This window comes from Leptospira alexanderi serovar Manhao 3 str. L 60, assembly GCF_000243815.2.
GTDB classification, from domain to species: Bacteria; Spirochaetota; Leptospiria; order Leptospirales; family Leptospiraceae; genus Leptospira; species Leptospira alexanderi.
Map to the genome: position 1 here is coordinate 22,501 of NZ_AHMT02000053.1, position 15,186 is coordinate 37,686.

13 protein-coding genes (1 of these 13 only partly in view) are annotated in these 15,186 nt (G+C 41.2%); 4 read left to right on the top strand and 9 right to left on the bottom strand.

The genetic code is table 11. The features are described 5' to 3' along the window. The 8 genes from LEP1GSC062_RS17955 to LEP1GSC062_RS17995 form a co-directional block, all read right to left on the bottom strand. Positions 1-380: the 5' portion of a cytochrome c-type biogenesis protein CcmH gene (locus LEP1GSC062_RS17955; protein WP_010576627.1), read on the bottom strand. It extends 208 nt beyond the left edge of the window; 380 of the gene's 588 nt are visible here — the first part of the coding sequence; the start codon lies at positions 378-380; its stop codon lies off the left edge, out of view. Further along, positions 377-2,566 carry a heme lyase CcmF/NrfE family subunit gene (locus LEP1GSC062_RS17960; RefSeq protein ID WP_020985109.1) on the bottom strand — a complete coding sequence of 730 codons (2,190 nt, stop codon included), beginning with the start codon at positions 2,564-2,566 and terminating at the stop codon, positions 377-379. Before LEP1GSC062_RS17960 ends, LEP1GSC062_RS17955 begins: the two co-directional genes overlap by 4 nt. Before the next feature lie 19 nt (positions 2,567-2,585). Next, entirely contained in the window at positions 2,586-2,981 is a 396-nt protein-coding gene (locus LEP1GSC062_RS17965; RefSeq protein WP_020985063.1) for a cytochrome c maturation protein CcmE domain-containing protein, read from the bottom strand. A 99-nt stretch (positions 2,982-3,080) separates the two neighbouring features. After that, positions 3,081-3,851, bottom strand: coding sequence for a YdcF family protein (locus LEP1GSC062_RS17970; protein WP_010576629.1), 771 nt, complete (start codon positions 3,849-3,851; stop codon positions 3,081-3,083). Between the two features lie 286 nt (positions 3,852-4,137). Further along, entirely contained in the window at positions 4,138-4,512 is a 375-nt protein-coding gene (locus tag LEP1GSC062_RS17975; protein WP_010576630.1) for a hypothetical protein, read from the bottom strand. An 8-nt stretch (positions 4,513-4,520) separates the two neighbouring features. Continuing rightward, on the bottom strand, positions 4,521-6,854 hold the full coding sequence (locus tag LEP1GSC062_RS17980) for a TonB-dependent receptor (RefSeq protein ID WP_020985107.1): 2,334 nt from the start codon (positions 6,852-6,854) through the stop codon (positions 4,521-4,523). A gap of 56 nt (positions 6,855-6,910) precedes the next feature. Then, positions 6,911-7,243, bottom strand: coding sequence for an LIC10965 family protein (locus LEP1GSC062_RS17985; protein WP_010576632.1), 333 nt, complete (start codon positions 7,241-7,243; stop codon positions 6,911-6,913). Positions 7,244-8,003: 760 nt separating this feature from the next. Further along, complete coding sequence (locus tag LEP1GSC062_RS17995; protein WP_020985124.1) at positions 8,004-8,840, bottom strand: alpha/beta fold hydrolase; 837 nt, start codon at positions 8,838-8,840, stop codon at positions 8,004-8,006. A gap of 75 nt (positions 8,841-8,915) precedes the next feature. Here LEP1GSC062_RS17995 and LEP1GSC062_RS18000 point away from each other — a divergent pair, with 75 nt between their 5' ends. Then, complete coding sequence (locus tag LEP1GSC062_RS18000) at positions 8,916-9,302, top strand: DMT family transporter (protein ID WP_010576635.1); 387 nt, start codon at positions 8,916-8,918, stop codon at positions 9,300-9,302. Positions 9,303-9,354: 52 nt separating this feature from the next. Here the strand turns inward: LEP1GSC062_RS18000 and LEP1GSC062_RS18005 are convergent, their stop codons facing one another. Beyond that, the gene (locus tag LEP1GSC062_RS18005; protein WP_010576636.1) at positions 9,355-10,428 is read right to left on the bottom strand and encodes an NHL repeat-containing protein; all 1,074 of its coding nucleotides are present in this window, start codon (positions 10,426-10,428) and stop codon (positions 9,355-9,357) included. Positions 10,429-10,671: 243 nt separating this feature from the next. On the opposite strand from LEP1GSC062_RS18005, the gene LEP1GSC062_RS18010 reads away from it, so the two are divergent. The 3 genes from LEP1GSC062_RS18010 to LEP1GSC062_RS18020 all read left to right on the top strand — a co-directional run bounded on the left by LEP1GSC062_RS18010 (position 10,672) and on the right by LEP1GSC062_RS18020 (position 14,756). After that, positions 10,672-11,844, top strand: coding sequence for a CaiB/BaiF CoA transferase family protein (locus tag LEP1GSC062_RS18010; protein ID WP_039942672.1), 1,173 nt, complete (start codon positions 10,672-10,674; stop codon positions 11,842-11,844). A gap of 277 nt (positions 11,845-12,121) precedes the next feature. Further along, complete coding sequence (locus LEP1GSC062_RS18015) at positions 12,122-13,285, top strand: acyl-CoA dehydrogenase family protein (RefSeq protein ID WP_010576637.1); 1,164 nt, start codon at positions 12,122-12,124, stop codon at positions 13,283-13,285. A 520-nt stretch (positions 13,286-13,805) separates the two neighbouring features. Then, positions 13,806-14,756 (top strand): cytochrome-c peroxidase, encoded by a 951-nt coding sequence (locus tag LEP1GSC062_RS18020; RefSeq protein ID WP_020985026.1) that lies wholly within the window; start codon positions 13,806-13,808, stop codon positions 14,754-14,756. The last annotated feature ends 430 nt before the right edge of the window (positions 14,757-15,186 follow it).

Below are 15,186 nucleotides of genomic sequence, written 5' to 3' on the forward strand. Positions count from 1 at the left end.
AATCCGAAAACGACCGAGTTCGCCATTCCCGTGTTACCCGACTCCACGAACTTTTGGATCACGGGATCGTTTAGAGCCTCCTCTCCAAAACCGTGAATCATTTTGTTCACGATAACTTCCGCACTTTCTCCTTTTTGAATCCGGTTTTCTATAAAAAGTTTTAGTTTTGCGGAAACTGTACAATTGTTAAAGGAACAACTTTTGATTGTGATCGAGGGAATACAGATACATCTGATTTTGGACGTAACCTCGTGGAAAATACGGATCTGATCCGGTTCCGTCAGATTTGTGAAAGTGGAATCGGCAGACAAAGACGAACCAAGAGCGCAAGCGAATAAAAACGTTAAGAGAATTAGAATTTTGTAAAGTTCTTTTTTCATGATCTGGATTCTCCGATCGGAAGAAGAATCAAAAGCCCCGAAAAGAAAAAGAGCAATGACCCCGCCCAGATGAATTTCACGAGGGGGTTTATCCAGACTTCGAGATTGGCGACGATTTGTCTCGGAAATCGATTAAAATTTTCCAATTTGCGAACGGGTTGATTTTCGTTCGTAAAAAGATAGTTCATAAAAAGAAGAGGGAGATCTGGATTTTCATCCGAAAGATCGGAATGTTCCACGGCACCCAACTGAATGTATAAATCCTCTTTCGGAGTGGAAGTGATCGAGGGCTCGCTTGTCGGAATATGAGTTTCAAATTCTCCGCTTAAGTGAGAGATCTGAGGATAAAATCTTCTTTCGGTTACCATTGTGGAGAATTCTTTCAGATGACGTTTAACCTGAAAAGTCGCTTCGTGAGAAACGATTACGTTCTGTATGTTCAGTCCGTTTTTCGCGTCCCCGTTTACGAGGGGTTTGATTTTGAGCGTGTCCGCGGAGATCTGATAGTTTCCTAAAACCCCCGTATCCTGGCTGGAATAGACGATTTCGTTATTTTCGGGAGCGTTTAAAAAATAGAAAAACTTAATGGAAGTATTTTGTTTGAACGCATTCCCGGCAAATCCTATAAAAAGAATCACCATTGCCAAATGAACAAGATAACCACCGTATCTTCTTTTGTTTTTCAAAAGCATTCTGAAACCGGCAAAGAAATAATTTTCTTCGGGATACGAAACTTTTCTCGCGAGGATACCTCTGTGATATTCTTGAAGGATTCCGGCGATCGTAAAAATTCCGAGACCGACCGCGATCACGGAATACGCTTCGCCTAAAACGTCCCCAAGACTGTAATCGCTGATTGTAAAATTCTGCTTATAAAAAAGAATATAAACGCCCGCTCCGGCAAATCCGACTAACAACGGCTTGAAAAGGGTGGAAAAGAAAATCCTATCCGCCCCCTTTCTCCAAGCCAGAAGAGGAGCCGAACCCATCAAAAGCATTAAAAGAATTCCCGCAGGAACTCCCCAAGAATTGAACCAGGGAGCTTTGAATTCTCTTCCGTAAAGAAGAGGTGAAAAAACTCCGAGGAGAATCGCAAGAGTTGCGATTACGAGGAGGAAGTTGTTAAAAAGAAAACTTCCTTCTTTGGAAGTCATCGCTTCGAGATTGCGTTCGGGTTTGAGAGAATCCCTTCTATAAATCAAAAACCCTAAAAAAAATAAGAAACTGACTCCGATATAAATGATAAACGGAGTTCCGATTGTGGACTTTGAAAAACTATGAGGTCCTTCGAGAACACCGCTTCGAGTGATCCAAGTTCCCAATAAGCAGAAATGGAAAGCGAGGATGATCAAAAGCATATTCCAAAACTTTAACATTCCTCTTCTTTCCTGGATGATCATGGAATGAAGAAATGCGGTCGATAAAAGCCAAGGCATCAGAGACGCGTTTTCCACCGGATCCCAAGCCCAATAACCTCCCCAGCCCAATTCTTCATAAGCCCATTTGGAACCGAGAAGAATTCCGGTTCCCAAAAAGAACCAAGAGAAGATCGTCCATCTTCTTACAAAACGAAACCAGTTTTCGGAAAGATGTCCCGTAAGCAGGGCGGAGACAGCGATCGCGAACGGAATCGCAAAACTCACATAACCTATGTATAAAATCGGAGGATGGATCACCATCGCCCAGTGTTGCAGAAGCGGATTTAGGCCTCTTCCCGCGACGGCGGCCGGTTGAAATTCTCGAAACGGTTGTGCGTCCGGATAAAATACGGCGAGATAGGAAAAAAAAGCTGAAATGACGGCTAACGTGAGATTCATGATTGGGATTCGATCCTGAACGAGCTCTCTAGTTTGCCAAAGGACGATAAACGTAAAAACGGAAAGTAAAAGATTCCAAAAGAGAAGAGAGCCTGAAGATCCGGACCAGATTCCGGTAAGTCTGTAAAATAAGGGAAGGTGTTCGTTCGAATGCATCACCACGTAATGGTTCGAGAGATCGGTTCTGAAAAGCTGAACAAGCAGAACGATAAAAGCAAGAAGGATAACCGCTGTGTTTGCCATTAGGGTATATCTTCCTAATTCGATTGCTTGTTTGTCTTGTTTCCAAATGCCGTAAGAAGTCTGGACGATCGAAAAAAGAAGAATTGCAAAGGAGGTGATGATGCAAAGTGCGCCGAAATCGTTCATACGAAAGTCTTTGATCCTTTTATTTGTTTTCTTCCGAATAATCGGCTTCATATTTGGAGGCGCATTTCGCTTCTACGTGATCCGAAACTAACACTCCGTCTTTTATATAACCGTCTACTCTCGCACGAGTACCTTCTTTGAAAGCGTCCGGAAGAAGAGTTTCTCCCGTAAAAAAAACAGGGATTTGTTTTTCGTTGAATTCTAATATGAACCTCGCGGTCTTGCCTTCACGAACCACGGAACCCAATTTCACAAAACCTCTGACTCTTAAAAGATCGTCTTGATATTTAGCCGGAGATGCCGCGAGCTCCGAAGCGTCGAGAAGAGTATAGGATGTTTCCTTGGAGGAGAAATACGCGATGGAGCCGAGGGACAGAAGAATGATCCCTGCGAGGACCGTAAATTTGATGTTCATCGTAAAAGTTCCGACTGTTTTCGTTTTAGACCATAAAATCGGAACGGATGGAGGGAGAAAAGTGGAAATATCCTCGTTTTCTTTCGTTCCAATTGGGATTCATGAATTTCGGATCTTATGGACGAGAATCCCGATCCACTCTTTGATCGAGATCGTAGAATTTTCGAGACATCCTGTGGAAGGAAAAAAATTATCCAAGGTTAAAACAGACTTTTGAGTGCGGAAGTCGGTGGGAAAGGGAATGATCGTGATTCCTTTTTCTTGAAAAATCTCGACGGATCTCTTCATGTGAAAAGAAGAAGTCACTAAGATCACCGAAGTCCATCCGTGTTCCTTGAGTAGCTCCACTGCGAAGTTTTTATTCTCTAGAGTGTTTCTGCTTTTGGATTCTAAGATCAGGGAAGAATCGGGTATGCCCATCTGTCTTAAGAACCTTCCCGCGGGTTCGGACTCCGGAACCGTCTGATACAAAAGATTTCCGGAACCTCCGGAGAATAAAATTTTAGGCGCCTTCTTGGCTCTATAAAGTCTTACCGTTTCCGTAAGTCTTTCGGCACTGTTGGAGAGATCGACCGGTTCGTCGTGGATGCTCAAGGTCGAAACCATTCCACCTAATACGAGTATGACGTTAGCCTGGGGAACTTGTTCGAGAGGGAGTGGCGGGTAATAGATTTCCAAAGATTGAATCAATTTTTGAGAAACATTACTCGTGGATAAAAGCCAAAGGATTAAAACCGGTACCCAAACGGAAAATTTTTCTTTCCATTTTTTGAGTTTTGCGCCGGCAAATAAAAGTAAGAGAAGAACTAAAGGCAAAGGAAATAAGATAAGAGTCGCAAGTTTTGAAATCGAAAATAAAATCGTGGACATGTGTTATCGGACTAAGAATTCCGTTCTCCTTCTTTTGAAAGGACCGGCGATTTGTAAATTTACGTGCGGCTCCGTTTCGTTTCAAATTTGGATTCGTTTCCAAATTCTAAACTTCATTCCTTCAGCGAGGCTGAAATTGTAAATCGGTTTTCATTTGAATAGGAACGATTCCCCAAAAAGATCCGTCAAGTCGAACCCCAAAGTTTTGGTAGACATACGTCTTTGATTGTTTCTTCAAGCGTCGTTTTTTGAAAACAATCCAAAAATTAAAATCTTCTTTGAAAAATCAAATACCGTCCGGAGTGAACGCGGCTCTATATGCTTCCGGTGGACAGGTTAAGTAAGAACAAGACTTTGCTCCCTTGTTTTCCGGGTCTTCGGACCAAATTCCTTCCGAAGTCAAATCCTCGCAGGATATTTTCACCGAATTCGATTTTTGACGCCCTGCGGAATAACCTTGGCAACTCCAAACCGGAATGTTTGTAAAACAGGAACAGTTTCCACGGAAGGCCTGAGTGTCGGTGCAATAGATACAATCCGAAAGAGTTTCGTTAAACGTGCCGGCAAGTAAACGAATGAGTTGGTCCTTGTCGTGTTCTCGTTTGTCCTTTTGGCAAAACAAAATCGGAATTATTAATAAAATGAGAATATACTTTTTCATGTGACCTCCTATGGAACGACCGTGAACGGGAATGAGATTTTGAGAATCGCATTCACACCCGGATTGAGAGCATAGTCCTTGTATCTACTGAGATGATCCGCATAAGAAACATTGAATATGTTTTGAACGCTCAGATCCACTGAGGGCTGGGATGTTCCATCTCCTAAATAAGGAAGTTCGAAACCGAGCCCTATGTCCGTAAGATTGTAACCTTTGGTTGGAGTTTCCTTGGGATCGACTCTATACTGAGAATCGTAAAATTTTCCGTTGATGGAAAAATAGAAATCTTTTAGCCCCAGAATGGAACTTTCCGTCCATCGAAGGCCCGCGCGTGCCCGATTTGGAGTTGTTCGCGGAAGGGGGTTGGTGTCGTTCTGGTTTCTTGCATAAACAATGTCGATTCCGCCGGAAAAAACTAATTTGCTAGTGAGTTCGGCTTGGATGGAAAATTCCCCTCCTTTTAAAACGGCGTTTCCCTGTTTGTATCTGTATTTAGGCAGACCGGAGTCGGGATCGATTTCCGCAATGCTTGCGGCATATATGAAATTTTGAATGTGATTTTGAAATACGCTGACCTCCATTTGAATCCTGGAGGAGGCATATCTAATGGAAAAGTCCAGGTTATTTGAATATTCTGGTTTAAGAATGTCTTTTCCTATTTCGAATTTTCCCGTGCCTTCATGAACTCCGTTGGAAAAAAGTTCGAACGGGGTAGGCGCTCTAAATCCGCGTCCATAGTTTAAAATTGTGGAAAAAGATTTATTGATTCTCCAAACGAGACCCGTTGAGTTTGTTGTCGCATAATAATTTTTGGTTTGTTCCGTGATATTCAAGGTCGTGTTGTTTTTGATGTCCGCGGACCTTTTATCGCCTCGAACTCCCGCACTCAGAATCAAGGAGCCGAGTTTGAGTTCTTCCAAAAAATAACCGGCTATGTTTACAATTCCATAGGAGGGAATCAAAGGTTCGGTTCCGATCGTTCTGTTTCTTTGTTCCAAACCGGAAACGCCTAAGGTTCCTTGCAAAAGATTGAATATAGGTTTGTGATGAAACTTCGCGTCTGCGGTCGCCGTATCTAAAAAAAGATTCAGACCTTGGCGTTTCGCCTTGTAAGTAGCTTGATAGAACTGAAATGATTTGTCGAAGATGTCTACGTTTTCGTCCCGAAGAACGTCTTTGATGGGAAAGAGTTTATTTTTGGACTCGATTTCTCTTCGATTGTTCCTTTGATAGGAAAAATCGAGTTCCAGATTTCCAGCGGGAAAAATAAGAAAAGAATGAAAATGAGATTTCTCGTGAAGAAGTTTTTGATAAACCGTTGAACCCGGATTTTCGTTCGGATTGTCCAATAGATCCTGAGTTTGTTCTCTTCGGAAAGAATCCAGATAAAAATTTCCCCATTTTCCGTCTAAGCCGACCGATGCATTTTGATTTTTTTCAATCATACCAGTGTTGGGCATCGTTCCGTTCGGAGTCGTAATTCTTCCCGCTTTCCTCGTATTTGCACTGGCTCGGTAACCGAACCCGTCCATGTTGCCGTATATCGCAAAATTTCCCGCGTCTTGCTTGTTGTTCGAATAGCTGTTGGAATTGAAAATTCCTGCCATTTTGGGGACACCTTCTCCCGAACGGGGAGCTTTGTCTCGGATCACGTTGACTACTCCGGCGAGAGCGTCCGAACCGTAGAGTAAACTTCCCGGACCTCGAATTATTTCAATTTTTTGAATATTAAAAGAATCTAATTCTGTCGTGTGATCGTCTCCGAATTGTTGTTCTTCCTGGCGGATTCCGTCGGTCATTACGAGGACTCTTTGCCCTGTCAAACCTCGGATGATCGGTTTTGAAGTTCCGGCCCCCGTGGTTAAGTTGGAAACTCCGGGAGTATTGTTGATCGCTGACATTGCCGTCTCTCCTCTTTGACGATCGAGTTGTCTGCCCGACAAAACCGTAATCGGTTGCGGAGAGGTTAGAAAGTCCGAAATTGTGGATTTTGCAGTGACATTGATTGCGGAACCGTCCAAAGAACTTTCGAGGAGAACGAATTGGGCTTTTTGGTCTTTTTCTCCGATCGTAACCGAAAGAGTTTCGGATTGATAACCTCTTGCGCTCGCGGTCAGAACGTATTTTCCCGGAGGGACGTGGTCTAAAACGAACTCGCCCTTTTCGTCCGTAACCGCACTTTTTCTGGATTCTTGGATAAGAACCTTCGCGTTCGAAATCGGTTTTCCGTTTTTGTTTTTGATGACGCCGGTTAGTGCAACGTCTAAAGCGAAAACGGGAACTGGAGAAATAAAAATTGAAAATATGAATATTCTAAAATACAAATGTATTTGCTCTTTCAAGCCGAACCTCCTGGACAAAAAATCCATTCAATCAAATAAAATTAGAAAAGAATGATTTAAGAGATAGGGATTGAAAAAGGAGGTGCTCGACCGAGCTGAATTTGAACGAAATTAGAAAGAGGGATAAGAACTTTGGAAGGAACTAATTTTTCTTTTTGAAAGATCGAAAAAGAATTCTGAGTTAGGAAATCCGGATTCCAGATAGAATGTGTTTCTCTTTGGAACTGACAGATCGGACAAGCGGGAGCCTGTTTAGAATTCTGATATGCGGAGTAAGATGATTGAGAAAGGGTTCGAGTCTCTTTTTCTGCGTGGGTATGAAACTCCGTTCCCACAAAAAGAACGAGGAAAAGCGCAAGAAATCCGGATTTGAGAAAATTGCGAACCATTTCTTATTATTGCTAATGATAAACCAATACTAATTAAGGGCAAGTAGAATGTAAAACGATAATTTCAATAAGGATTTTTCATTTTTAGAAATCTTCCGACCGAAGACTTTTCGTTGCAGAGATGAAGCAGTCCATAATTTTCGAACTGTGACGGCAATTTTGTTTCTTGCTCAGGATCCGAATCATTTGAAGCGTTATCCCACAAGTGTGAAAAAGAAATTGAGAAACTTCACGCTTCTATAAACAGCGCGCCCAAAACCCCAGCTTATTTTGTCAGAAAGATCAAACTGCAGAAACTCAACAGAACGCTTCCTCAACTCAAATCTCGCTCCCGAAGGGTCGCGTTCTGGGTTCTGTCCTATCGAACGCCCTTAGGAAGTGAGATGTTTGAGTTTCTTTGGGACAGGTTCAAAAATCATTTTCGCAATCCCTTCTCAAAAAAATAAAATGGAATCCTATCTCAACAATCTAAAAACTTCGTGTATCTGCATTTTGAGAACTTCGCTTTCCCTGGAAGAAATCCGTGAGCAAATCCGCAATACATTATCCATATCAAATATTCAGATTTTAGAATACACTACAGTGTTTCGATTTTGACTTTATCTTTGAGTTTGTCCCAAAACCGTACAATGTAGGAATTCCTACGTTTTTAAACGATGAGAAAAATCATTTCGATCGGTCTTGAATCGAAAACGATGACTTGTCCGCAGACTGCTTTTTCAGTTTTGTTTATGAAGACGTTTTCTTTCGTGTTTCTCGTTCATAGAACTCGTAGGATTCTTTCTAAGGTTTTTTGTTTTTCTTCAAACGGAAAAAAATGAGAGGCTCCGGGCCAAATCTCTAAGGTTGATTTTTTATTTCCCGAATTGATTCTTCTTGCGCTTTTTGGGGAACAAACTTCGTGCGGATCGGGAATTGTAAGATGTGTTTCCGTCTTGATTTTTCCAAATTGAAACAAACTTCGATAACTCACCGAATCGAAAATTTTCGCTTCTACTTCGGGCAGACAACGTAAAAGGGCTTTTCCGTTTTCTCCGATTCGAAAACAACTTCGGATGTAATCGTCGTAAATTTCAGGATCCATCTTGAAAAAAGAAGGAGTTCTTCTGTAGAGTTTGGAAACGGTTTCTAGATTTTTAAATTCCCTTCTTCTTTTGATGGCAATTTTGGCAAGAGGATTGTGAAAAAGTCGGGAGTAAGTTACTTTCAAAAAATCTAATACGACCGGATCGTGTGCGATCACCTTATCGAACTTTTCGGGAGAGTGATGCGAAGCGAGCAGAAGGCTCGCTCCTCCCAGGGAGTGGCCGATGCCAATGATATTCTGTAGATTTTCCGTTTCTATCAATCTAAGGACTTGATCTCTAAAGAAATACCAGTTTTTAAATTCGAGAGTGGAATCGGATTCTCCATGACCCGCAAAATCGAGAGCGATTACGCGGTGCGTTTTAGAAAGAGCTTCAATGTAAAATTTATACGTAAAAGCGTTGTATCCGTTTGCATGACAGAGAACGATCGTCTGTTTTGAATTGGAATTCGAACCTGTGTCGATATAAGAAAGATTGAGTCCTTGAAAGGAAAATATTTTTCTGAACATAATGGAAAGATTTGACCTTGATCTTTCCAACTCCTTCGATGGACTGGTTTTCGTAAAGCTGAAACCGGGGCCCTTATGCAGATACAAGTTCTTATCGTTTTTACCGTCGCTCTTGCGTTTAACGCGCTTGCCAATATTCTCATTAAGGCTAGTTCTTTAAATGACGTTTCTGAAAAAATGGTGGGATTGCGAGCAATTCTGCAAGTCGTCTTCAATCCGATTTTTATCGGAGGATTGGCTTCTTTCGGTTTAGCGCTTTTGGGATATCGTTTCGTTTTAGGAAAGGGATTAAAGCTTTCTCTTGCATATCCGGTTTTTACGAGTGCGGGTTTTATTATCGTATTGATAGTATCTTCCATTGTGTTTAAAGAAAGATTAACCTGGCCTCAGTGGGTGGGAATTGTTTTCATTCTTGCGGGTGTTTGGCTTTGCGCCGCAAATATGTTCGAAACAAAATCTTAATCTGATTTTTGGAGTGCTCCTTAGGTTGTTGATGGCCAAGATTTCTCATGATTCATTCAAACTGAACCTGAAAGATTTGATTTGCTCCAAAGTCCGCGACAAGAAGTCTTTGATTGAGACAATCTATCTTGACCACGCCGATTGAGACAAACGTATGGGTAATCGTGGAAACGTTTAGATCCGGGTCGACGATTCGGATTTTGTTGGAGTTTGTATCCGATACGAACATATAACCGCTGTTGTCGAAAGAAATAAAAGCGGGACCGTTAAAGGATGCGTTTAGGCCTTTTCCATCTATACTTGCTCCGATTCCGTTCCCCAAAAAAGTGGAAACAGTCGAAGTTTTAAGATCAATCTTACGAATTCTGTGATTTTGAAGATCCGCGACTAATAGACTATCGGTTTTTTGATCATAAGTAATTCCTAATGGAGATTTGAATTGTGCCGAAGCCAAATCCCCGTCTAAATAACCCGAAACTCCGCCTGAAAGTGTGCTCACGGTTCCGGAATTTAAATTTATTTTTCGGATTGCGTGGTTGCCCAGTTCTCCCACATATAAATTCCTTTCCCGATCCAAGTCCATAAAGAACGGACCTTTGAATAAAGAATTCAACCTATCCCCGTTTTGGAATCCTTCTATGTCCGAATTCCCCGCATATAAGGAGAATTGGTCCGTATGATCGATCTTGAATATTTGGGCATTTTCTTTGCAGGAAACGTATTTATCTTCGGTGATCGGATCGAATTTGATTCCGGAAGGACCTCTCAAAACTAGACTTGTGAAAAGAGTGGTTATATTGCCGAAGCGGTCTATTTTACGAATCAGATTCGCCGATTGATCGCTCACGAAAATGTTTCCGAAGGTATCTAATTCCAAACCAAAAGGAGTATTGAAAGAAGCGGTCTGAGTCGTTCCGTCGATACTCACATTAATTCCCGTTCCTGCAAATAAACTTATCACAGGGTTGTTTGTAACCTTAAGTTTACAAAGATAGCATTCTTTAAGAATACAATCCAGGATCGTGTTTTCCACCCAAGCCCGGCTCATAAAAATACTCGGATTATAAACGGAAGAGGGGGAACAAGAAACGAATGCCAGAATGAAAATTATAACTCGATAAAACATGCGGCGATCCTTTCCTTAGAATTAAGGTATAACAATATAATGTTTCTAAATGAAAAGACGACAAAAATCCGATAAAAAAATTTCCAAAAACCAAAATGGAATTTTCGAAAAAATAAAATTAGCAACTCAAAAACTCTAAGCTATGAACTTTGGGGATTCTCAAAAATGGAAATAAAAAAAGGTATCTCAATTTATTCTTTTTTTCTCTATGGGAAAAGATTCTTTTTGAAGAGGTTTTATTCGATGAACAGAGGTCCACTTTCCGGAGTAAAGGTAATCGATTTAAGTTTATTGCTCCCGGGTCCGCTTTGCTCCATGTATTTGGGAGATATGGGAGCGGATGTGATTAAGGTTGAAAATCCGAGAGCGATGGATGCCACCCGGGTTATGTTTAAAAAAGCGAATGGAGCCCCTTCCTTATTTTTGATGCTCAATCGAAATAAGAAAGCGATCACTCTCAACTTGAAAAAGGAAAAGTCGAGGGAAATATTTTTTAAACTATTAGAAGATGCTGATATACTTTTGGAAGGTTTTCGACCGGACGGACTTGCCAAGATGGGGCTCGGTTACGAGGATCTGAAAGAGCGTTTCCCGCGTTTGATTTACTGCGGTATCTACGGATACGGAGCGGAAGGAAAATATAGGGACTTTGCCGGACACGATGTGAACTATCTTTCACTTTCGGGAGTTCTTTCGCAGACCGGTAAAATTCCCCAGATTCCTGGTTATCAGCTTGCGGATATAGGAGGAGGAACGATGACGGCTCTTGCTTCGATCTTGGCGGCCTTGTATGCGAGGGAAAAGACGGGGAAAGGACAGAAGATCGCAATTTCTATGATGGATTCTTCCCTTCCGTTTTTATCTTTGTATGGGGGAATATTCGCGGCTACCGGAAAAAATCCGGAAGGGGGAAACGAACTTCTATCCGGTAAATTACCGAATTATAATGTATATCAAACTAAGGAAGGACGTTGGGTTGCGTTAGGCGCACTTGAAGATATGTTTTTTAAAACCTTTTTACGTCAGTCGGGATTAGATAGACATTTGGAAGAATTACCAGCGGAAGAAAAAAACTTTTCCAAGTGGAAAGAAATTCTTACCGCTTATTTCGCATCCAAGACATTCGAAGATTTGAACTTTCTATTTGAGAACGAGGATTCTTGTCTGACTCCCGTTAAGACGATGGAAGAAGTCAGTAAGGATCCGGTTTTAAGGGAAAGGGGAATGATTCTAGATAAAAAACATCCCGAATATGGTGATTACTTTCAATTCGGAGCTCCTTTTCCGTTTTCCGCAACCCCGATTACATATCGATTGGATCCTCCGAATCATGGGGAACATAATACGTCGATTTACCAATCTCTAGGATATACTTTGGAAGAAATCGAAACAATGAAGAGAGAAAAAGTGATCTGATTTTGTTTTGAGACATTTTAGGACACAGAAATATATTTTGAATTCGAATCTCTATACACTAAAAACAGAACGTTCGTTCTTTAAAATTGAAAAGAATGGCACATTTTAAGGCAATTTTTGAAGAGAATAAATTTTGGATAAAAAGCTTTAAACGTAAAATGAATAAAAAAGAAAAAAACGAGCGTAGCGCTAATTTTTTCCCTTGTATTTTGGTTTGATCTAATCACGGAGAAAAAAAAAGTAGGATCAGAACACTCTCGTAAGAAGGGAAAAACCGATGTACCAGGAATTTACCGAACAACAGCTCGAAATCAGGGACCAGATCCGCAATTTCGTGAAAAAAGAAATCACACATGAAGTTGCAAGCCACTGGGACGAAGAAAATAAACATCCCGAAGAACTCATTAATCGTATGAGAAAAGAATTGGGAGTCAACGGTTTGACCATCCCCGAAGAATACGGCGGTTGGGGACTCGGTTCGGTGGAACAATGTCTCGTCACCGAAGAACTTTCCAGAGGATGTCTCGGAATTTCTCTTTGTTTTGGTTATACGGGTCTTGGGATTCTTCCTATCTTGAAAGGAGCTTCTCACGAACAAAAGAAGAAGTGGTTACAACCGGTCATAGATGGAGAGTATGGAATCTCTTTCTGTCTTTCCGAGCCGGGTGCGGGATCCGACGTTCCGGGTATGAGTACGACTGCCGTTAAAAAAGGCGACAAGTGGGTCATCAACGGAACGAAACAATGGATCACTGGCGGTGGTAGTGCCGGTGCCTATACTGTATTTGCCTATACCGATAAGGGAAGAGGGACTAGAGGAGTGAGTTGTTTCTATGTGAAGAGAGAAACTCCGGGTCTAACCGTCGGTAAAAAAGAAGATAAGCTCGGAATTCGTGCTTCCGATACTCGTCAGATCATCTTTGAAGATTGTGCCGTGGAAGAAGCGAACATGATCGGAAGAGAAAACTTAGGATTTATTTACGCGCTTCAAACTCTAAACGCTTCTCGTCCGTACGTTGCGGCGATGGGAGTAGGTGTCGCTCAAGCGGCTCTTGACTACGCTTCCAAATATGCAAGGCAAAGAGAGCAATTTGGATCCAAGATCTCCAGCTTTCAAGCCGTTCAGCACATGCTTGCGGATATGTCCATCGGTTTGGAAACTTCCCGTCAAGTTACGTATCTTGCGGCGAGGATGGCTGACGCCGATGATCCGAGACTTCCTAAGTATTCCGCAATTGCAAAAGCTCACGCTTCCGAGACTGCGATGAAATGCGCTCTGGATGCGGTTCAAATTTTCGGCGGATACGGTTATACAAAAGAATACCCTGTCGAAAAACTGATGAGAGATGCGAAAATCCTTTGTATTTTCGAAGGAACCACTCAGATCCAGAAAAACGAGATTGCGGCTTACGTGATTCGTGAAGCGGCATCCGCTAAATAAGAATATTAGAATTTTCAAAAATGCGTTCTTACATGACGGGACGCGTTTAAAAAGTTACGGTGATTAGAAAAAAATTTTCGAAAACCGCGAGTGAATTAAAAGGCGCTTGGTCAGCGCCTTTTTTATTACGACTTTGGGTCTTTGAAACGAAAGTTATAAATTACCTTTATTCGCGTCCAAAATTTTCAAGTGATTTCGGCGATCATTGTATGAGACGTATCAATCCAAAAATCTGAATTTCCTAAAACAAAAACAAATAAAATCTAAGCGAGATTTGACGGTTCGTTTTTGAAAATTTTTTTCCTGATTTCAAGAGTTTTGAAACTTGTCCGATTATTTCTTATTTATTTGTGTAATTGTCTAATCGCCCTTTTTTGTAAATTTGATGCTTATCACCGTTTTCGTTAGAAAACGTTAGATTTATTTTTGAAGTTCGCTTCCGAATGTGTAATTAAAATTGTTTTCAATTCGAATTGACAGTGTGATCTCTCATTCGAACCATTGACCCAGGATGGTCCATATGTATAGGATTGTGTCCGTTTTGTTTTTTATTTTTTTTCTACTCGTTTTTTTTAACTGTAAAGAACCAGTTCAAAAAGCGGAACTGGAAAGTTTTGTTATAAAGAACATCATTCATCCCAATAACAACCCTTACAACAAGGATAAAGTGGAGTTAGGAAAACTGCTCTACTTTGACAAACGACTTTCACTCAATGGGGATACAAATTGTGCGATTTGTCATTCGGTGGAAATACAAAACTTGGAAAAAAATTCTTTACCTAGAAGTAAAATTCACAATTCCCCGGCCTCTTCTCTTACAAATGTAGGTTTGTATAAGGATGTGTTCATTGATCCTCAGGCGAAAGATTTGGAAGAAATTGTAAAGGAAAGGGTTTACACGGCGGTAATGCTCAAAAACGAGAAGACCATCGTAGCGAGACTCAATCAGGTTTCGGAATACAGGGAGCTTTTCGAAAAAGTATTCGGTTCTCCTGGAATTACGATGGACCGGATCGTAAAAGCGATTTCCGCGTTTGAAAGAACGATCATATCCAAGAATTCTAGATTCGATCGTTATGTGATGGGGGAAGAGTCTGCGCTTTCTCCGGCTCAGAAACGGGGTTTAGACGTGTTTATGAACAAGGCCAAATGTTCCCAATGCCACAAGGGGCCGAATTTTTCGGATTCTGAAAAACATACCACCGGTCTTAGCGGAGTCATTCAAAAAGTAAGAACCCCGAGTCTTAGAGACGTGAGTAGGAAAAGCGAATTTATGCATAACGGAGGATTCACGAAGTTGGAAGACGTAGTGGATCATTTTGTAAACGGGGGGGCGAAGGATTCAATCGAAGACCCGCTTTTAAGACCTATGACGATTACGGAAGAAGAGAGAAAGGATCTGATAGAATTCCTGAAATCTCTCGAAGGGGAATCTCATCCGTTAGAAATGCCTAAAATACCAAGAGCTTAAAAGGATTTCTGTTCGTTGTAAATCGTGCATAACGGATAATTTTTCTTGAGCCCTAACTTTAACGTGGGTTCGTGGAGAAAATGAGAAAGAATTTCCTAAAAGTAGGAATTACTACAATTTTAGAATTTGTTCGTAAAATCGTGATTTGCGTTAGTTCCCACATTTTAAAAATAGATTTACTACTCATCCCTACATAATAGAGTGTCCAAAATTCTGCGTCTAAACGGAGATTTGTGCTAAAATTAGCGGTCTCCTTTGTGTAGAGATCAGTAAAGTTCAGGTTCAACTTTTTTCAGGAAAATGAATCTACGCCGAATTCACGTTCACTTAGAGTGTGTTCCAAAGCCTAATAGAAATCAGCTTCCTATCAATTCAGTAAATTCGTAATAAAAAGGTCGCCGGGGAGTTCCCACAGAAACCGTTACATTGG